Source organism: Flavobacterium sp. MDT1-60 (assembly GCF_014844035.1).
Lineage (GTDB): Bacteria > Bacteroidota > Bacteroidia > Flavobacteriales > Flavobacteriaceae > Flavobacterium.
The window spans coordinates 3,704,835-3,724,139 of sequence record NZ_CP062159.1 but is presented as its reverse complement, the minus strand read 5'-3'; the positions used below and the strand labels follow the sequence as shown (position 1 = coordinate 3,724,139).

The following is a 19,305-nucleotide window of genomic DNA, read 5'->3' as shown; positions in this document are numbered from 1 at the left end:
TTAAATATCAAAAACATGATCAAAATCCGCCTGTTTTTTTTGCTATCGTTATTTGTCTCTACGGCCTATTCACAAGAGGATTTAAAGATTCACTATGACAAACCTGCAACTTTCTGGACTGAGGCTTTGCCTGTAGGAAACGGGAGACTTGGAGCAATGGTTTTTGGAAAAGTAAATGAAGAACTCATACAGCTCAATGAGGCAACCCTTTGGAGTGGTGGACCCGTATCTAAAAATGTAAATCCAACTGCATTCGAGAATTTAGCTCCTGTGAGACAAGCTCTGACAGATGGCGATTATGAAAAAGCATATGAACTTACAAAAAAGATGCAAGGAGTTTACAGCCAGAGTTATATGCCTCTGGGAGATTTAGTGTTGAAACAAAGTTTAAGTGATAGTCCAGTATCAGCTTACTATCGTGATCTTAATATACAAGATGCAATTGCAACGACAATTTTTACTGTTGATGGGGTATCTTACAAAAGAGAAATTTTTGCCTCAGCTCCCGGACAATGCATTATTTTAAAACTGACAGCCAGTCAACCCAAAAAACTCTCTGTTAATTTAAGTGCTAAAAGTCAGCTTCATTTCAAAAGCGCGATAAAAGAAACGTCCCTATTTTTAAATGGAAAAGCACCTTCAAATGTTGATCCCAACTATATAGATTATAATAAAGAGCCAGTAGTTTATGATGAAAACGGTTGCAAAGGCATGCGTTTTGAATTAATTGTAAAGCCTATAATTAAAGACGGAACAATTAGTGAAAAGAATAATAATCTGGAGATTAAGGATGCTACTGAAATTGTAATTCTGATATCAGCTGCAACAAGTTTTAATGGTTTTGACAAATGTCCGAATAGCGAAGGCAAAGATGAAAAGAAACTCGCAGAGGGCTATCTGACTAATGCGGCTTCAAAAAACTATGATCGTTTACTGAAAGACCATCTGGAAGATTTTCATCACTTTTTTAATCGTGTTTCTTTCAACCTAAACGAAAGTGAAACAAAGAAAACAGCAATAGCGACAGATAGACGACTGGAAGATTATTTTAAAGGAGCCAAAGATTCGAATCTTGAAATGTTATTTTTTCAGTACGGAAGATATTTATTAATATCATCCTCCCGTACAAAAGAGGTTCCGGCAAATTTACAAGGAATATGGAATAAGGAATTACGACCGCCCTGGAGTAGCAATTATACAACGAATATTAATTTACAAATGAATTATTGGCCTGTAGAAACAGCCAATTTATCAGAGTTGTTTTATCCGCTTGATGGTTTTATAAAAAACCTGTCTGTTACAGGGGCTGAGACTGCAAAAGATTACTATCACGCCAGAGGTTGGGTGGTACATCATAATTCAGATATATGGGCATTAACCAATCCCGTAGGGGACTTAGGCAAAGGCGATCCCATGTGGGCGAACTGGTATATGGGTGCCAATTGGTTAAGCAGGCATTTATGGGAACATTACCAGTTTACCAATGATAAAAAATATTTAAAAGAAGTTTATCCTATTTTAAAAGGCGCAGCAGAGTTTACATTAGACTGGCTGCAGGAAGATAAAGACGGTTACCTGGTAACAATGCCTTCTACTTCGCCTGAAAACAGGTACTATTACGACGGAAAAAAGAAAGGTTCCGTAACAGTCGCTACTACTATGGATATGGGTATTATTAAAGATTTGTTTAGTAATATTACAGAAGCTTCGGGCATCCTAAATACAGACCAGGATTTTATAAATACGATAAAAAAAGCGGATCAGAAATTATTTCCGTTCAGAATTGGCAGTAAAAAGCAATTATTAGAATGGTATAAGGATTTTGAGGAAGAAGATCCGCACCACAGGCATACTTCACATTTATATGCGTTGCATCCTGCAAACATTATTTCGCCATTGTCTACCCCAGAACTGGCAAATGCAGCCAAAACAACTTTAGAATTGCGCGGTGATGATGGAACCGGATGGAGTCTTGGGTGGAAAGTTAATATGTGGGCGAGACTTTTAGACGGAAACCATGCCTATAAATTATTTAGAAATCAGCTTCGGTTGACTAAAGAAGGTGACCGTAATTTTAATAAGGGCGGGGGAGTGTATGCTAATCTTTTTGATGCACATCCTCCATTTCAAATTGACGGCAACTTTGCAGCTACTGCCGGAGTTGTAGAAATGCTTATGCAAAGCCAAAATCACGAAATACATTTATTACCGGCCTTACCAGACGCGTGGGAGGACGGGGAGATAAAAGGTATTGTTGCAAGAGGCAATTTTATAGTAGATATTAGCTGGAAAGAAGGTAAGCTTAGTTCATCAAAAATTACAGCTAATGAAGGTGGAAACTGTACTATAAGATGTAACGAATCTTTTATAATTGATTCACTTCATCTTAAAAGTGAAAAAACAACGCTGGGATATATAATTACTTTTCAAGCAAAAAAAGGGAAGTCGTACATAATAAAACCAGCCTTATAGCTATTGTCGCATCTAAAAAAATAAGATTTTTAAAATGTAATGTTCCTTTCGTTTGTTACAGCCTAAATCAGTTTATGCCTGATTTCCTTATATTTTGAACGCCCTACTGGTAATAATTCACCATTTTTAAGTAACATATTATATCTGCCGCCAGCTTCTACAACAAGCTTATCAGCCTCATTCCAGCAAAGAATATAGGATTTATGTATTCGTTCAAATACAGGCGGAAGCAATTTTGCTAATGATTCTAAAGATTTATCATGCAGTTCCATACGCCCATCTGACAAGTGCAGTTCCGTATAAATTCCGGCGCCTTTAATATATTTGATATCCTTAATCGTTATTAGTTTGATGGATTTCCCTTTTTTTACTGCTAAAAACTGAATATTTTCGTTTGATTGTTTTTCTGGTGTTGTAAAGCGCGTAAAGGCTTGTCTCAGCCTGGTTTCGTCAAATGGTTTAGGTACGAAATCCAGAACTCCATAGTTAAATGCACTAATTGCCTTATCGGTATAAGCTGAAATAATAATAGTTTGAAAAGATTTAACGACAACACTTTGAAGAATATCAAATCCATCTTCTCCGTTTAAATTCAAATCCAGCAATAATAAATCGATAGGATGTTGTTCAATAGTAAGGAGCCCATTTTCAAGTGAATCAGAAAGTAAAATCTGCACCTCTTTGTCAAAGAAATTTCTTGTCATTCTTTCTATACGTTTGGCAATTCGGGCCTCATCTTCAATAATCAGAATCTTCATTTTTCATCAAAAATTTTAATAGTTGTCAGCCAGCCTTTTTCCACTTGATGGGAATCAAAATGCCACTTGTCACTGAAACTTTCGTTCAATCTGGCTTTGATGTATTTAAAACCGGTACCGTTACTGCCTTCTTTCTTTCTGTTTCGGTTTTGTGCGATAGTTAAGAGCGAATATTCCTTATGGTTTTTCTCTTTGGTAAAACTCAAGCAGAAAGTAATACAGCCTTCTTTTGGCGGTAAACTGTGTGTAATTCCGTTTTCGAGAATAGTATGAATAATCGCTGGCGGAATTTCTTCATTCTCATCAATGTTTTTTTCTTGCCACTCATAACAAACTTCTTTACGAAAAGACATTACTTCGAGGTGTTTTCTGCACAAATCGATTTCTTCTCTAATGGGAATCAGCGTATCTTCCGCAATCGAATTCATAATATCAAACTCATCTGCTAATGCACGAATAAACACAACGCCTTGCTGTGGCGATTCTTCAACCCAATCAATTAGCGAGGTTAATGTATTTCGAAGAAAATGCGGCTGAATATTTTTCTTAATCAGTTCTAACTGTAATCTTGACGAAAGTAATAATGATGCATTATGAGCTTCTTCGATTGCTTTTGCACGAATGGTGTGCAGATAAAGCATGGAAAGTACAATGATTGTAAAAGCGATAAACAATCCAAAATCATAAAAAATATAGCGATTCACCACGATACTAATGAGTAAACCTACAACCACAATTAGACCGCCTTTGATTTTTCGTATTGCTGCATTGGTTGCGATAATAAGAGAAACAAGACACATCGCATAACTAAAATAGATCGCGGTAATATCATAGTGACCGTAATAATAAATATAAATTACGATTAGGCTTATGAATAACAGAGATAAAAACAATCGCTTTTTTTCGAATTCAAACTGCAGCATAAAATACCACGGAACGAGCATTGAAATTGCAAAAGTCAACGCGCCAACGATTTGCAAACGGGTATAAAATTGGTTATACGGAATGTCAACATAAAACTTTAAATACTCTATAATTAACAAACAGAAGAAAAGCAGACAAATTATTCCGAAAAGTAAAACCGTTGCTTCTTTTCGTGTACTGTTTATATAGAGAAAAAAGTAATAAATGGCTGCAATGAGAAAAGCGCCCGCCATGAGATTCATAAAAGACATGACAATAAGCGGTGCCCGATGCAATCTTAAAAAACTTTCGAGTTTGATGTCGATACTGCGTCGTGCTTCTCGAAATTCAGTTTGTGTTCCAACTACTGTAACGATGTGTTTGCCGATACTGGATAATTTTTCTGGTATTTGATAATATGTTGTTTCCGTTCCAGGTATTTCCGGCTGACCAGATTTTGCCATTTGCCCGTTGTTTCCCATAAAAACGCCATCCCAATAAACATCAAAAGCACCAAAACCACTTACTTGCAAACCTAATGGTCCTGAGCTGTTTTCGCGCTTTATCAACTCTACTTCTATTGGAACTTTAAAAATAGCATCTTCAGATTGTCCCAAATAATTTTGCGGACGATCGTCATCAACATAATACGTTACATCAGATTTTACGTAATCAGTATATTGTTTACAGGACGTAAACGATAGCAGCAAAAAAGCGATAAAAAAGGTTAGGCGATACATAAGATAAAGGTATAATAAATATCAAATAAAGAAATGCATTTTGAAAGCTGTTAGAGCCATTGGAATGTTTTAAAGGGCGCGATTTTATTTTATGAGGTAATCTTGTACTATAAAACCATATAATATGAAAGCCATAACAACCAGTATTTTAATTTTATTTAGTTCTCTTTTTGCCAACGCTCAGCAAACTACTGTTTCTGGTAAAGTGAAGGATAATACTAGCAAAGAAACATTGCCTTATGTAACCGTGACGGTAAAAGACAATGCCTTAAAAACAATACTGGTTGGTGTTACTGATGATCGTGGGGCTTTTAGTTTAGAAGCATTACCTTCTGGTAAAATGACGATTACCTTTAGTTTTATTGGGTATCAAAATCATAGTCAGCCATTAGAAATTATTTCGGGTAAACCAAAAATAGAATTAGGAACTATTGGTTTATCTACCGATGCAGTACAATTGAATGCAGTAGAGATTAATGGACAAAAAACAAATGTTAGCTTAAAACTGGATAAAAAAGTTTTTGAAGTTGGCAAAGATGTACTTTCCCAGAATGGTTCTGCTCATGATGTTCTAAATGGCGTTCCATCCGTAGCGGTAAGCCCAACAGGTGCAATAAGTCTCCGTGGCAATAGCAGCGTATTGGTATTAATCAACGGACGTCAATCTGGCTTAACACAAAGCAATGCCCTCGACCAGATCGCTGCCGACCAAATTGAGCGTATAGAAGTAATTACGAATCCGTCATCCAGATATGATGCTTCCGGATCAGCAGGAATCATCAATATCATCTTAAAGAAAAACAAAAAAAGTGGTTTTAGCGGTCAGGTACGATTGGTAGCGGGGTCACCAAATGATAGCCGTCTTAATCCAGGCATCAACTTTAAATCAGATAAAATTAACATCTTTTCAAATTTTAGTATACGTTCTTCTGATTATGTTGGTTTATACACAACGAATCAGTCAACAGTTAATAATGGTGCAACAACTTTTCTGAATCATGTCCAGAACGAAGACCGCCATGACGATGGTAAATTGATTTACCTTGGCGCTGATTATTTTATTGATGAACATCGCACGATTACTACCGCTTTTTTAAAGAATGCTACAAACGATAATGATAAAACAAATCTATTTTACGAGTACAGTAATGCTAACAACGCTCAGGATAGTATTTTGACCAGAGAAGGAAAATCATGGGAGAAACGAGATTACAACCAATTAGAGTTTAATTATACCCAGACATTTAAACAACCGGCAAAAAAATGGACTATAGATGCTCAGTATGATTGGTGGAACAGCGATAAAAACTGGAATCTTTCAACACAGCGTTTATATCCGGATCAATCAGTTTATCCCGGTATTAGAACAAGCTCAATAGGCAATAGCAAGGATTTGCTTTTACAAAGTGATTTTATTCAGCCAATTGATACTGTCTCGGTATTTGAATTCGGAATTAAAACAGAAATTCGTAGAGTCTCCAGCGAATTTTTGGCTGAACAGCAGCAAGAGAATATTTGGCTCATCTACCAAAATATTGATAATGATCTTAAGTACACCGAGACTATTTCGAGTGCATATGCGCAATTTAGCAACAAAGCGGGCAAGTTTAATTATATGGCTGGCCTTCGTACCGAGTTTACAAGGATTTCTATCACAGATATAAAAAACACTTATAATGACGATAAAAAATACGGAAAGCTGTTTCCTACGGTAAATTTAAGTTATAAGCTTGATGCTTCAACTTTACAGTTAAATTATAGCAAGCGCATTAATCGTCCATCTTTGTACGCCTTATATCCTTTTAATGAACTGACGGATTTAAATTCGCAATATATTGGCAATCCGGATCTTAATCCTTCTTATACGGATGTTTTTGAACTGGCTTTTCTTAAAACATGGAAAAAACTAACCTTAAATCCTTCTGTTTATTATCAATGGGAAAGCGGTTACATTCAGGATTTTACTTATCGTGAGAATGATATATTTTATACAACGCCAATTAATATTCAGCATGAAATACGCAGTGGGGTTGAACTTTCGACTCTATACAATCCGCTAAAATGGCTACAGGTGAATATAGAAATGAATTTTTATCATTTTTCGCAAAAAGGAAGTTATCAGGAAGAAGACCTTGATTACGAAGGAAAAACTTTTACAGGACGTTTAAGCACGCAAATTAAATTGCCGTCAAAATTTAGTTTTCAGGGTCGATATAACTTTCGTGGCGCACAGCAAAATGCACAAACGAGAAACAATGCATTGCAATCATTGGATTTTGGCTTGAGTAAGATCTTATTAAAAGACAAGGCGACAATTGTATTTGATGTTACTAATGCTTTTAACTTACGCCAAAATAAAAGTACCACAACCGGTACAGATTATTATTTTACTGAAAACAGTATTCCCAACGCTGCGCGCTACCGACTAAGTTTTGTTTATCGTTTTAACCTGACAGATCAAAAAGGAATTAGACAAGCCAATAGTGCCAATCGTAATTAATGGCAGGTATAATTATTCTTTTTTATTCTCAAGTTCTACGCTGAATTTACCAAAATAAGGATTGTCAGCCATTAGTGAGTGTCCAATTACTATAATATAATTTCCTTTTTGTTTGAGGTCGATATTTAAGTCCATTCCATAAGGCCCGTCTGAGGACTTATCGGGAAAAATAATTTGGTTAAAACGGATGTTTCCTATACCCGGGATCGGAACAATTTTTCCTTTTAACTCGCCTAAATCTTCAGTTTTAAATTTGAGATACACTTTCGAATGAATAGAATCTAAAGAACCTTCAGCTATAAATAAACCTTTTTCATTTTTAAAATTCATATGGATAGTGTCACCAATTTGTTTGTTCTCTTCCTTTTGTTTTATCTCTACTTTATTTTCCGTTTGAACAATTGAATCTGGAGATTGAACAGAAGTTTTATTATTTTCTTTTTGTTGACATGAAAAAAAGAAAATCGAAAGCAGAAGCATTAAATAATTTTTCATAACAGTATTTTTTAAGGAGACCAAATTTAGTTCTTTATGAGGATGCTTTGTTACATAATAACATTCAGATTTTGCAGGATCCAAATCCAGAGATTTATAAAACATAATGAAAATTATATAAAATTTTACAACATCATAATTTTAAATTTGAAGTATTAGGGATCAAAAAAAAATAATATTATGAAAACGCTATTAAAATTAAAAATTGCTTTTGTTATACTGATAACAGGATTACTATTTTCATGTAAGAATAATAAAGATGGATATAGTGATGAAATCGACACCAGAAAAACTCCACTTGATACAGCCGCAGCAGATACTACAAATATAAATAATGGTCCAAATACTACGGGTACAAATTCAACCGGCGCAACCGGAACCGAATCTGAGGGCGTAACAGGTGCAGGAAGTATTTCAGCCCCAGGAAAACCTAACGCTCCGGGTACTAGCACCAAGGGTGCAGGAACAGGTCCCGGGCCAAGTGCGAAAGACGGTTCAGTTTATGATATTTCATCTCAAACTAAAAAAGATACCACTAAATTAGGTGCTAAGGCTTTAGCAAAAGAAAAAAGAAGCAAACAATAGTTTTCGAGGCTTCTTTTTTATTCCTGAATTTTCAGGTTCTTTTCAATTTTGGGTAGTAGTCAACTTTCATAGTAATTTTAATTACTCTTAAGCATTTTAAAAACATATTCCTTAATAACTGGCACCAATCGGAATCTCAATGGAACCAATTTCGACCTCATAAGCTGTAAATGCAGTTATATTCTTCTGTGGTATTTTTGGTATAATACTAATGCGCTTACTTAAAATAGCAAATAAAAACCAGTACCTTTGATAGTAAATAGTAATAAATTACAATTGCATACAAGGACAGACAAGTCCGCATTTTTTAAATATTAAATTATGGAAAATTTGAAGAAAGCTTATATTGCCGGAGGATGTTTTTGGGGAATGGAAGACCTTTTTCGTGTACGCCCTGGAGTAAGGGACACAGAGGTTGGCTACATTGGTGGTCAAAATGATAATCCAACATACGAGAATCACCCGGGACATGCTGAAGGCATCGAAATTACATATGACAGTAACGAAACCTCTTATAAAGAATTATTAGATTACTTTTTCAGAATGCATGATCCAACAACTGTAGACAGACAGGGAAATGATAGAGGATCAAGTTACAGATCAGCTATATTTATTCAAAATGAAGAGGAAAAACAAATTGCAGATGAAGTGATTAACATTGTCGACCAGTCAGGCAAATGGTCGGGTAAAATTGTTACTACACTAGAGCCTTTTACTAAATTTTGGCCAGCTGAAGAATATCATCAGGACTATCTTATTAAACATCCAAATGGATATACATGTCATTTTGAAAGGTTTGGCACTTTCTTATAAATTTTCATATTTAATAAATGAATGTTTTGCCAGATAAACCACTCACAACTAAAATCCTCAATCAATAATTTGATGGAGGATTTTTAGTTTAGTAGAAGAATGATTTTAGAGCTGAAATAAAAAGACAGTTTTAAATTACATATTGATTGATTTCTTAGATTTGTATAACGCACCAAAAACTTTTCTTATCATGCCAGTAATTGAACAATCAGAATATAATTTCCCTTCGATTATGCATCGGAACAGGCACATTTCTACTATTTATGCTGCTTTGTTTAAAAAGTTTGATGTTCCGGGATATACAAGAGAAAAGCATGAGTTGAGTGACGGAGATTTTATCAATATTGATTTTATTATAGATGATCCTAAAAAAGCAGTGATTTTATGTCACGGTTTAGAAGGAGATTCCCGCAGAACTTACAATAATAGCTGTGCGGCTTATTTTCAACAGAAAAGTTTTTCAGTTTTCGCATGGAACAATCGTACCTGCGGAGGAGAAATGAACCGCCTTCCAAGACTTTATCATCATGGTGCAGTTGATGATTTGGATGAAGTGGTGCAGTTTGTTTTGAAAAAAGGATTCGAAGAAGTCTATTTGATCGGATATTCAATGGGAGGTGTACAGCTCCTGAATTATTTTGGCTGGACAAAAATAGATGAGCGTATAAAAGCAGGAGTCTCTATTTCGGTTCCGACTCATATTGCAACAAGTGCTGCTATACTTAAACAAGGCTTTAACAGGGTCTATTTAAAGAATTTTACAATTGATATTAAAAAAAAGCTGAAATATAAAGCTGCACAATTTCCTGATTTTATAAACCGTGATCAAATTGACAGCATTTCTTCTTTTGATGAAGTCGATCATTATTTTACAGCACCGCTGCATGGTTTTGCCAGCCGGGATGATTATTATCAGCGTGTTTCTCCGGAATTTTCCCTTAAAAATATTACTACTCCGGTTTTAATCATTAATTCTCTGGATGATCCTTTTTTAGGTGAAAGATGTTACCCGAGAGCTATAGCTCAAGACAGTGCATACGTTTACCTTGAAACTCCTAAGTATGGAGGGCACTGTGCTTTTCCCTTGCGTAATTCAATGTATTCCTATGCAGAGAAAAGAGCCTATGAGTTTTTTAAATCCTACAAATAGCCTTCAGTAATACTGTTGATACACGATCAGGAAACTCCTCGATTAAAACCGATCGGATCTCTATAAAACTTTGATATATATATATATATATATATATATATATATAAGCTTTCTTCACCATTGTCAGGTTCATAGGCTTTTAAGTTTAATTAAATAAATTAGGTATAACTACCTGATTTTTATTTAATTAAACTAATTATATTTGGTGAGATAATAAGTTTAAATATATGAAGGCATCATTATTTAGAGTTCTTTATTACTTACGTACTTAAGAAAGAATCAGCAAGAGTATAAAATTTAAACGTATATACTTACCTAAAAACAATCTCTGTTATGCTAAAAGTATCTAAAAATCAATTACAAAAAGAAACTAATCAGGATGTTACAGACACGTTGGGCTTGTCTGTAGGACCTGATGAAAGTTTTGAAATTGCTACAGCAACTGGTAATAGTGAAAACTCCGGTGTAGGTAACTCAATACCTTCTGTTACTCCTGAGGAAAATCAAAAGAGAAAAGAGAACAGGAAGGATATGATTGCTTCTAAAGCGGCTGAACCTGTAGATTTTGCTTATGAAAGGGCCATAGGAAATAATGATTCTTTGTATAGTAATTTTATTGAGCTAATTGCACTTACTAAAAGAAAGGTAGCCCGGATAGTGATTAAGGAAAATGGAAAAAGAACAGGTTTCGCTACTGGTTTTATGGTGTCTAAGGAACTTATGCTTACCAATTGGCATGTTTTTCAAAACAAGGATATGGCAACAAGCAGTGAAGCACATTTTTTTTATGAATATGATAATTTAGGACATCCTATTGATCCGGTTATATTTAAAATGGATAATTCTAAATTTTATAATAACAAAGAACTCGATTATTGTTTTGTAGGATTAGCACCTAAGGATGTAAACAATGAATATTCCTTAGAAGATATTGGTTATTTATATCTGGACAGGCTTATAGGTAAAATAGGAGAGGTGGGTGTTGAGAAACTTAATATTATTCATCATCCTTTAGGAGATTACAAGCAATTATCGATTAGAGAAAATTTGTTTGTTGGTATCGATGATATCAAAATTTACTATGAAACAGATACAGCCCAGGGAAGTAGTGGCAGTCCTGTATTTAATGACCAATGGCAGGTGGTAGGGCTTCACCATAAGAGTATAGCCAGAATGACTGAAGATGGTAAGTATTATCTGGATAGACATGATAACATAATCCCGGAATATGATGGTAAAATTGACATCACTAAAGTGGTTTGGCTTAAAAATGAAGGGATAAGAATAAGTACGATTTTAAAGCATGTGAAAGAAGAAAATCCAAATGATTCTATAATTACGGCGATTGAACAATTACCCCAAAAAGAAACTCTAACATTCTCAATAAATGGTAAACTGTTAAATGACAGACCAATAAAAAATATCGAAAAACAAAATATCATGGAAACCAATACTAGCAATAATATAATAATAAGCGTCCCTGTGGATGCTCTAAGCAGCGAAAATAGTATAGATATCAGTCTGTCAACTAAAAGAATAGCTACTAATAAAACTATAGAACCACAAAAAGGAAATAGTTCCAGTAATGAATTACTTCTGGAAGCAGCTAAAATAAGTAAAGAAGATAGTATTGATTTTAGTTCCTGCCGTGGCTATATTTCTGATTTTCTGGGAAAAGACAAAGATGTTCCTCTGCCAATGCCACAATCTGGAGGTGATATTGAAAAAGAAATAGCTTTGCTTAAAGATAAATCAATGGTATTAAAGTATTTTAATTACAGTCTCATTTTTAATGCTGTGAGAAGAATGCCTTTGATTAGCGCAGTTAATGTTTCGGGAGACCCTGCGTTACGCATAGATGATAGCGACCGCAGCGATGATTGGTTGCGTGATGCGAGAATTGATAAGATGTGTCAGCTGGATGATAAATTTTATGGTCATTCTAATTTTGACAGAGGACATATGAGTCGTTATCAGGATGCTAAGTGGAATATCCCTGCCTCAAAAGAAAATGAGTTGCGAAACGGTATCTATACGTGTTTTTATTCCAACGCATGTCCACAGGTCCCAGGACTAAATCGTGCACCCGGAATTTGGGGAAAACTTGAAAAAGCTGTGTTGGAAAAAGGAGTTAAAAAACAAACTGACAGTGATGAAATTAAAATGAGTGTTTTTAACGGACCAATTTTTAATAAAAAAACAGACAGAATATTTAGAGGCGTAAGAACGCCTATGGATTTTTTTAAAATAATTGTATGGCTGGACGATGAAGATAATTTGAAAGCAACAGCCTTTAAATTATCACAAAAACTACTGCTCGGAGCTATCGATTTTGATGAAAGTTTACTATTGGATATAGAAGCACTCGACATAGACAAGGTGGTAGAATTTAAAAATTACCAATGCAGCATTAAAAGTATAAGTGAAGCTACTGAAATTGATTTTAAGGGACTTGAAAAATATGATACTTTTATATCTAATGATGGTTTAGATCATTCACTACTGATTGATCAGGAATCTATAGTTGTTTAAACTTTACTCCTGCATGTTTTTATAATTTAAAACATACTGCAATACCTAAACAGATGTAAGTTCAGTAAAGTTAAATGTTAGAAACGCTAAATCTATTTCAGTTATTTTTTTGAAAAACATTTTTTCAAAATGAAATCCGTATTACTCACCATAATTCAAAAAATTCCAAAATCATTTGATTTAGGAGATTTCTGTTTGAATGATTAAAATTCTTTAATTGAGATTCCTATATTCAATAGGAGTATAACCAGTATTCTTTTTAAACATTCGATTAAAATGTTGTGGATATTTAAAACCCAGTTCGGAGGCTATTTGGCTGATTGATTTATCGGTATCAAAAATTCTTTCTTTGGCAAGATTTATTAATTTCAATTGAATGTGTTCCTGTGCTGTTTTGCCAGTTTCTTTTTTAATTAAATCACCAAAATAATTTGGAGAAAGATGTAAATGATCCGCAAAATATCCTACTGATGGAAGACCAATCTCCTGTACTGTATCAGTTAAGAAATAATCTTTTAATAAGTTCTCAAATTTTGACAGGATATCAGTATTGATATTTTCACGAGTTATAAACTGCCTGTCATAAAAACGAATACAGTAATTGAGCAGTAGTTCTATATTGCTGGCTATAATACTTTTAGTGTGTTTGTCAATAGACTGGCTTAGTTCGTATTGTAACTTATTAAATAAATCTTTAATAATCTGCTGCTCTTTTAAAGAGAGATGAAGGGCTTCGTGGGAATCATAAGAAAAGAAAGAATATTGGCTCATTTGTTTTCCCAGAGATGTTCCTTTTATTAAGTCAGGGTGAAATAGAAGTGCCATACCTGTAGGCTGGTAGTCATCCGGATTATTAACTTCCAGAACCTGCGCCGGAGCAATAAAAACCATTGTCCCATCATCATAATCATAATTATTTCGTCCGTACTTTAATTCACCGCATTTTCCGGCTTTTAAAAAAATGGCATAAAAACCAAAATGCATGCGGGTGTTGTTTGGCAGTGCTTTTGTTGCCGAATTATGGAAAACACTTATTAAAGGGTGCTGTGTCTCAACGCCTTTAAGATCATTGTATTGTGAAACTTTTTCAACTTTTATAATGTGTTCCATTTTGCATTCTTTAAATTTATAGTACAAATATAGTATTCAGATTATTAGGAAGTTAACACAATTGAGTAAATCAGTAAAAATGGTATTAACTACCGTAATATGTATTATAAAAGTTACTTAGTATTGAAAGAAATTTGTACTGTCTTACTAATTGAGCAAAGTTAACTTTTCAAGAAGCATGGCTTAATGAAGGTTTACTGGTTTATCAGAAGAATGATAAAAGTATGGAAACTAATAAAATTGATATTGATAAGTCACAAATTCTTGAAGTAGCACGTCGATTAACAAAATTGATGATTGACAAAGATATTTCTGACAGGAACAAGATTTTGGATCCGGATTTTACACTTACGCACATCACCGGATATGTACAGTCAAAAGAAGAATGGTTCTCGGAAATTGAAAGTGAGAGAATGAAGTACTATTCATTTCAAGAGGTGAAAACAGCAGTGAAAGTAGAAGGAAACAAAGCTATATTTGTTGGTCAGAATCTACTGGATGCCCGTATTTGGGGCACAAGAAATAATTGGTGTCTGCAGCAAACAATGCTTCTTGAAAAACGAAACGAAAAGTGGATTATTATTAAATCGACAGCAACAACATTTTAGAAATTAAAATAAAAAATTGAAATCATGGAAAAGAGAATATTAGGAGCACAAGGATTAGAAGTTTCTGCATTAGGATTAGGTTGTATGGGATTAAGCTACGCTTATGGTACTGTGATTGAGAAGCAGCAAGCGATAAAGATAATTAGAGAAGCTTATGAACAGGGAATTACCTTTTTTGATACTGCCGAAGCATATGGAATTGCCAATGAAGAGTTGGTAGGAGAAGCTTTGAGCCCTTTTAGAAAAGAAGTTGTTATTGCAACAAAATTTGGTTTTAAAGGAGGAAACGCTTTTAACGGACAAGATAGCAGGCCAGAAAATATCAGGGCAGTTGCCGAGGAATCTTTAAGAAGATTAAAAACTGATGTTATTGATTTATTCTATCAACACAGAGTAGATCAAAATGTACCTATGGAAGATGTGGCAGGGACGGTTAAGGATCTTATACAAGAGGGAAAAGTAAAATACTTTGGACTTTCAGAAGCCGGTGTTGAATCTATTCGCAAAGCACATTTGGTTCAGCCCGTAACAGCTTTGCAAAGTGAATATTCAATTTGGTGGAGAGAACCTGAATTAGAAATTTTACCAACACTTGAAGAATTAGGAATTGGTTTTGTGGCTTTTAGTCCATTAGGAAGAGGTTTTTTAACGGGAGCAATTACTGAAAATACAAGTTTTGAAAGTACTGATTTCAGGAATAATTTACCTCGTTTTAGTGAAGATAACAGAAAGGCAAATCAAAAATTAATTGATTTACTATCCGCAATTGCTACTCAAAAAATGCCACTCCCGCACAAATTGCATTAGGTTGGCTTTTAGCGCAAAAACCATGGATAACACCAATTCCGGGAACAACAAAATCAAACCGATTAACAGAAAATATTGGAGGAGCATCAATTTATCTAACTGTAGAAGATGTTAAAAAAATTGATGACGCTTTCTCTCAAACCATAATACAAGGAGATCGTTATCCTGCTCATCTTCAAAAAGCAGTAGGGAAATAAAAATAAAATGATGGAACAACAAATTAGTTATTGGTGCCGGATTTAAAGAAATTAACATGGAAAACGAATCAGGACTTTGCCACTTATTAATATTTTAACTAATTCGAGCCATCGCCACTATAAATTAGAAACCTCCAAAGTCATAGAATTTGGAGGTTTATCCGTTTTTAAAATGTTATTTATTGTTACATTATTTCATCAGGCTAATATTAGTTAAACCTCCATCAGATAAGATTTCAGTACCCACTATAAAAGCCGATTCATCTGATGCTAAAAATACAGCAGCGTTCCCAATATCAGATGGAAGTCCTTGTCGGCCAACAGGCGTAATATCTATCCAAAGTTGTTTTACCTGTTCCAACTGTTCCTGAGGTACAATTTTTCCAAATACAGGCGTGTCAATAGAACCGGGTGAAAGTGCATTTACGCGTATTTTCCTGGACAATAAGTCCAATGATAAACCTTTTGCTAATGATATTATAGCCGCTTTTGCTGCAGCATATATTGCCATACCCGGCGCAGCGCGATGTGCTGCACTCGAACCGATAAGTATGATGGAAGCTCCGTCGTTTAAATACGGTAGTGACTTTTGAACTGTAAAATAAGCACTCTTCAAATTCAAATCCATATAGCTATCATAACTCTCTTCTGTAGCATCGTTTATAGAACCCATTGGGACACCATCTACAATTCCGCCTGCATTCACTACCAGTACATCAATCTTTCCAAATTTATCAAATGTTTTTTTGAATATATTTTCCAAATCATTGTTATTCGTTACATCACCTGTAACACCAATAAAATGGTCACCTAATGCTTCTACAGTGTTATTTAAGGTTACTTCATTTCTTCCGGTAACAGTCCCGAAAGCGCCTGCCTTTTTAAATGCTTTTGCAATGCCAAAACCTATACCGCTGTTACCACCTGTAACTACGGTTACTTTATTGCTTAATTTACTCATTTTGTAATCTTATTAAATTATAATCCGTAAATACCTCCTGAAACAGAAATTTTCTCTCCTGTAATCCATGCTGCGTCGTCAGAGGCAAGAAATACAGCTACTTTTGCAATATCTTCAGGCTGTCCGGTACGGCCAAGCGGAGTTGTGGCAACAAGTTTTGCTTCAAAATCGCTGCCAATAAAACCGGCACTATGCGAACCTTCTGTTTCTACAACGCCGGGTAAAATAGAATTGATACGGATATTTCTTCCGCTGAATTCTTTTGATAAGGAAATTGTAATAGCATCCAGAGCCGCTTTGGTTGCAGAATATACGGATCCAGTTGGAAGAGGCGTATTACTTGCTCCTGAACTGATATTAATGATATTTCCACCTTTATCTCCAAACGATTTTAAAGAGGCCTGAATGGCGAGTATAGAGCCTAAAACGTTAACGTTGAATTGTTGATGAAAAGATTCCTCCGAAGTTTCTTCAATAGGGGAGTATTGATAAATACCAGCATTATTAACCAAAATATCCAATATGCCAAAAGCTTTTTTTGTTTCTTCAAAAAGTTTTGTCACATCTGATTTTTTAGAAACATCGCCCTGAACTGCAATTGCGGTTCCTCCGTTATCGGTTATAAATTTTACTACTTTTTCTGCATCTTCTTTATTTGATGCGTAATTCACCACCACTTTTGCGCCTTCGGCTGCGAAATATTTAGCAATAGAAGCACCAATTCCTTTTGATGCACCTGTAACTATCGCTACTTTGTTTTTTAATTTGCTCATTTTTATATTTTTTAGAATATTTTAATGCTGCAAATTTAAAAGGTATTAATTTATTTTAGTAACTTTGTAACTAAAAGTAACAGTAACCTTGAAGTAACAAAGTAACATTATGGAGTGTAAACCACTTGAAAAAGAGCAACACAAAAAGAAAATGATGGCCGTTCAGGACTCGATGGATGTACTAAGTGGCAAATGGAAAATCTCTATTATATCTTCGATTTGTTATTATAACAAAAGACGATTTTCTGATATTTTGAATGATGTTGTAGGAATTTCAAATAAAATGCTCAGCAAGGAATTAAAAGAGCTTGAAATAAACAAATTGATCACACGAACAGTTTTGGATACTCAGCCTGTAACGGTTCAATATGAACTTACGGAACATGGTTTAACCCTGAAGACTATAATTAATAATTTGACAGATTGGGGCATTGAACACAGGAAAAAAATTATTGAGAAATAATTTTGTGTTTGGTTTTCAGCAATTAATACGGGTAACAATTGTAAACGTCTTTAACTGCATTAGGCCTGTCAAAACATGGCGGATTTAATCCAGGACATGTCTTTTTTATTTTTATAATTTTCCTTGTAATAAGGATTGACGAAAATAAAAAATCCTTTTTATTTATTTCTATATAAAGGTTGTAGACATCCTCGATAATGATGCGTAAATTTGGAATTGTAAATTATAATAATGCTATCTATGAAGAAAATAGGATTTTTATCGTTTGGGCATTGGGCTAATCATCCTTCCTATCAAACTCGTACGGCAGGTGATACACTGCTTCAGTCCATTGATTTGGCCGTTGCTGCAGAAGAGATTGGTATAGATGGCGCTTATTTTAGAGTTCATCATTTTGCAACACAATTGGCATCACCTTTTCCTTTACTTTCGGCCATCGGTGCTAAAACTGACCGAATAGAGATTGGAACTGGGGTGATAGATATGAGGTATGAGAATCCGCTGTATATGGTTGAAGATGCCGGTGCTGCAGACTTAATTTCAGAAGGACGTTTACAATTAGGTATCAGCAGGGGATCACCGGAGCAGGTAATTGACGGCTGGCGCTCTTTCGGTTATGAACCAAAGGAGGGTGAAACAGATGCGGATATGGGACGTAAAAAAGCGTTGGAATTTTTGGATAGGCTTAATGGTGTAGGATTTGCAGAGCCAAACCCATTCCCCATGTTCCCAAATCCACCAGGTTTATTGAGACTTGAGCCGCATTCCGAAGGATTACGAGAGCGAATCTGGTGGGGAGCTGCATCTAATGCTACTGCCGTTTGGGCGGCCGAAAACGGGATGCATCTGCAAAGTTCTACACTGAAGTATGACGAAAATGGTAAACCTTTTCACATCCAACAGGCAGAACAGATCAGGTTATATAAAGAAGCCTGGAAAAAAGCAGGTCATCAGCGCGAAGCACGGGTTTCGGTAAGCCGTTCTATTTTTGCACTGGTCAATGATCAGGATAGACGCTACTTTGGAGATCAAGGCAGGGGGGCAGATAGTTTTGGTAATATAGAAAGAGATAAACGGGCAATCTTCGGAAAAAGTTACGCAGCAGAGCCAGATAAACTCATAAAAGAGCTGGCCCAGGATGAAGCTATTCAGGAAGCAGATACATTGCTGCTGACGATACCCAACACATTGGGGGTTGACTACAATATACATATACTGTCAGCTATACTAAAATATATTGCTCCGGAGCTGGGCTGGCGTTAAAATTTTTCAAAACAAAGTAACGAAGCCCCTATTTTTTTTAAAATAGGGGCTTTTTGACATACGAATTGGAGTTTTTCATATTTGAAGAGGTTTTTGCTATTTTTGTATGTGTCTGAATGTAAGAATGCACGCTATATGAACAAGAGCATATTAATAAAAAAGTTTTATTTGCAAC

The 19,305-nt window shown here is 35.0% G+C and carries 15 protein-coding genes and 1 pseudogene; 10 read left to right on the top strand and 6 right to left on the bottom strand.

The genetic code is table 11. The features are described from left to right. The first annotated feature begins 15 nt into the window (after positions 1-15). On the top strand, positions 16-2,472 hold the full coding sequence (locus tag IHE43_RS15605; protein ID WP_192184752.1) for a glycoside hydrolase N-terminal domain-containing protein: 2,457 nt from the start codon (positions 16-18) through the stop codon (positions 2,470-2,472). A gap of 62 nt (positions 2,473-2,534) precedes the next feature. Here IHE43_RS15605 and IHE43_RS15600 read toward each other — a convergent pair whose 3' ends face one another. Both IHE43_RS15600 and IHE43_RS15595 read right to left on the bottom strand, forming a co-directional pair. Next, positions 2,535-3,230, bottom strand: coding sequence for a LytTR family DNA-binding domain-containing protein (locus IHE43_RS15600; protein ID WP_192184751.1), 696 nt, complete (start codon positions 3,228-3,230; stop codon positions 2,535-2,537). Then, positions 3,227-4,873 (bottom strand): histidine kinase, encoded by a 1,647-nt coding sequence (locus IHE43_RS15595; RefSeq protein WP_225585142.1) that lies wholly within the window; start codon positions 4,871-4,873, stop codon positions 3,227-3,229. The genes IHE43_RS15600 and IHE43_RS15595 overlap by 4 nt, the downstream gene beginning before the upstream one ends. A gap of 124 nt (positions 4,874-4,997) precedes the next feature. Here IHE43_RS15595 and IHE43_RS15590 point away from each other — a divergent pair, with 124 nt between their 5' ends. Further along, positions 4,998-7,373 (top strand): outer membrane beta-barrel protein, encoded by a 2,376-nt coding sequence (locus IHE43_RS15590; RefSeq protein WP_192184750.1) that lies wholly within the window; start codon positions 4,998-5,000, stop codon positions 7,371-7,373. 12 nt (positions 7,374-7,385) lie between these two features. Here IHE43_RS15590 and IHE43_RS15585 read toward each other — a convergent pair whose 3' ends face one another. Continuing rightward, positions 7,386-7,868 (bottom strand): hypothetical protein, encoded by a 483-nt coding sequence (locus tag IHE43_RS15585; protein WP_192184749.1) that lies wholly within the window; start codon positions 7,866-7,868, stop codon positions 7,386-7,388. A 180-nt stretch (positions 7,869-8,048) separates the two neighbouring features. Here IHE43_RS15585 and IHE43_RS15580 point away from each other — a divergent pair, with 180 nt between their 5' ends. From IHE43_RS15580 to IHE43_RS15565, 4 genes are all read left to right on the top strand, one after another. Further along, positions 8,049-8,453: a hypothetical protein gene (locus tag IHE43_RS15580; RefSeq protein ID WP_192184748.1), complete on the top strand. Its 405-nt coding sequence runs from the start codon at positions 8,049-8,051 to the stop codon at positions 8,451-8,453. Positions 8,454-8,774: 321 nt separating this feature from the next. After that, positions 8,775-9,266 carry a peptide-methionine (S)-S-oxide reductase MsrA gene (gene msrA / locus IHE43_RS15575; protein ID WP_192184747.1) on the top strand — a complete coding sequence of 164 codons (492 nt, stop codon included), beginning with the start codon at positions 8,775-8,777 and terminating at the stop codon, positions 9,264-9,266. A gap of 190 nt (positions 9,267-9,456) precedes the next feature. Continuing rightward, a complete protein-coding gene (locus IHE43_RS15570; protein WP_192184746.1) occupies positions 9,457-10,416 on the top strand; it encodes a YheT family hydrolase in 960 nt (319 codons plus the stop codon). Positions 10,417-10,749: 333 nt separating this feature from the next. Next, positions 10,750-12,948, top strand: coding sequence for a DNA/RNA non-specific endonuclease (locus IHE43_RS15565; protein ID WP_192184745.1), 2,199 nt, complete (start codon positions 10,750-10,752; stop codon positions 12,946-12,948). 213 nt (positions 12,949-13,161) lie between these two features. Here IHE43_RS15565 and IHE43_RS15560 read toward each other — a convergent pair whose 3' ends face one another. Beyond that, positions 13,162-14,058 (bottom strand): AraC family transcriptional regulator, encoded by an 897-nt coding sequence (locus IHE43_RS15560; RefSeq protein WP_192184744.1) that lies wholly within the window; start codon positions 14,056-14,058, stop codon positions 13,162-13,164. Between the two features lie 224 nt (positions 14,059-14,282). Here IHE43_RS15560 and IHE43_RS15555 point away from each other — a divergent pair, with 224 nt between their 5' ends. Both IHE43_RS15555 and IHE43_RS15550 read left to right on the top strand, forming a co-directional pair. Beyond that, positions 14,283-14,666 (top strand): nuclear transport factor 2 family protein, encoded by a 384-nt coding sequence (locus IHE43_RS15555; RefSeq protein ID WP_192184743.1) that lies wholly within the window; start codon positions 14,283-14,285, stop codon positions 14,664-14,666. Positions 14,667-14,690: 24 nt separating this feature from the next. After that, a pseudogene (locus IHE43_RS15550) lies at positions 14,691-15,670 on the top strand (aldo/keto reductase). 190 nt (positions 15,671-15,860) lie between these two features. On the opposite strand, the gene IHE43_RS15545 reads toward IHE43_RS15550, so the two are convergent. Both IHE43_RS15545 and IHE43_RS15540 read right to left on the bottom strand, forming a co-directional pair. Continuing rightward, positions 15,861-16,631, bottom strand: a complete 771-nt coding sequence (locus IHE43_RS15545) for an SDR family oxidoreductase (RefSeq protein ID WP_192184742.1) — start codon at positions 16,629-16,631, stop codon at positions 15,861-15,863. Between the two features lie 17 nt (positions 16,632-16,648). Next, a complete protein-coding gene (locus IHE43_RS15540; protein WP_192184741.1) occupies positions 16,649-17,404 on the bottom strand; it encodes an SDR family NAD(P)-dependent oxidoreductase in 756 nt (251 codons plus the stop codon). A 109-nt stretch (positions 17,405-17,513) separates the two neighbouring features. Between IHE43_RS15540 and IHE43_RS15535 the strand changes: the two genes are divergently transcribed. Further along, positions 17,514-17,867, top strand: a complete 354-nt coding sequence (locus IHE43_RS15535) for a helix-turn-helix domain-containing protein (RefSeq protein WP_192184740.1) — start codon at positions 17,514-17,516, stop codon at positions 17,865-17,867. A 240-nt stretch (positions 17,868-18,107) separates the two neighbouring features. After that, a complete protein-coding gene (locus IHE43_RS15530) occupies positions 18,108-19,130 on the top strand; it encodes an LLM class flavin-dependent oxidoreductase (protein WP_192184739.1) in 1,023 nt (340 codons plus the stop codon). The last annotated feature ends 175 nt before the right edge of the window (positions 19,131-19,305 follow it).

What these genes read in the sequence shown, in the direction of transcription:
- IHE43_RS15580 (WP_192184748.1), top strand. Translation starts at nt 8,049, where the DNA reads ATGAAAACGCTATTAAAATTAAAAATTGCTTTTGTTATACTGATAACA.
- IHE43_RS15590 (WP_192184750.1), top strand. Translation starts at nt 4,998, where the DNA reads ATGAAAGCCATAACAACCAGTATTTTAATTTTATTTAGTTCTCTTTTT.
- IHE43_RS15540 (WP_192184741.1), bottom strand. Translation starts at nt 17,404, where the DNA reads ATGAGCAAATTAAAAAACAAAGTAGCGATAGTTACAGGTGCATCAAAA.
- msrA (WP_192184747.1), top strand. Translation starts at nt 8,775, where the DNA reads ATGGAAAATTTGAAGAAAGCTTATATTGCCGGAGGATGTTTTTGGGGA.
- IHE43_RS15605 (WP_192184752.1), top strand. Translation starts at nt 16, where the DNA reads ATGATCAAAATCCGCCTGTTTTTTTTGCTATCGTTATTTGTCTCTACG.
- IHE43_RS15560 (WP_192184744.1), bottom strand. Translation starts at nt 14,058, where the DNA reads ATGGAACACATTATAAAAGTTGAAAAAGTTTCACAATACAATGATCTT.
- IHE43_RS15570 (WP_192184746.1), top strand. Translation starts at nt 9,457, where the DNA reads ATGCCAGTAATTGAACAATCAGAATATAATTTCCCTTCGATTATGCAT.
- IHE43_RS15530 (WP_192184739.1), top strand. Translation starts at nt 18,108, where the DNA reads ATGAAGAAAATAGGATTTTTATCGTTTGGGCATTGGGCTAATCATCCT.
- IHE43_RS15595 (WP_225585142.1), bottom strand. Translation starts at nt 4,873, where the DNA reads ATGTATCGCCTAACCTTTTTTATCGCTTTTTTGCTGCTATCGTTTACG.
- IHE43_RS15545 (WP_192184742.1), bottom strand. Translation starts at nt 16,631, where the DNA reads ATGAGTAAATTAAGCAATAAAGTAACCGTAGTTACAGGTGGTAACAGC.
- IHE43_RS15585 (WP_192184749.1), bottom strand. Translation starts at nt 7,868, where the DNA reads ATGAAAAATTATTTAATGCTTCTGCTTTCGATTTTCTTTTTTTCATGT.
- IHE43_RS15600 (WP_192184751.1), bottom strand. Translation starts at nt 3,230, where the DNA reads ATGAAGATTCTGATTATTGAAGATGAGGCCCGAATTGCCAAACGTATA.
- IHE43_RS15565 (WP_192184745.1), top strand. Translation starts at nt 10,750, where the DNA reads ATGCTAAAAGTATCTAAAAATCAATTACAAAAAGAAACTAATCAGGAT.
- IHE43_RS15555 (WP_192184743.1), top strand. Translation starts at nt 14,283, where the DNA reads ATGGAAACTAATAAAATTGATATTGATAAGTCACAAATTCTTGAAGTA.
- IHE43_RS15535 (WP_192184740.1), top strand. Translation starts at nt 17,514, where the DNA reads ATGGAGTGTAAACCACTTGAAAAAGAGCAACACAAAAAGAAAATGATG.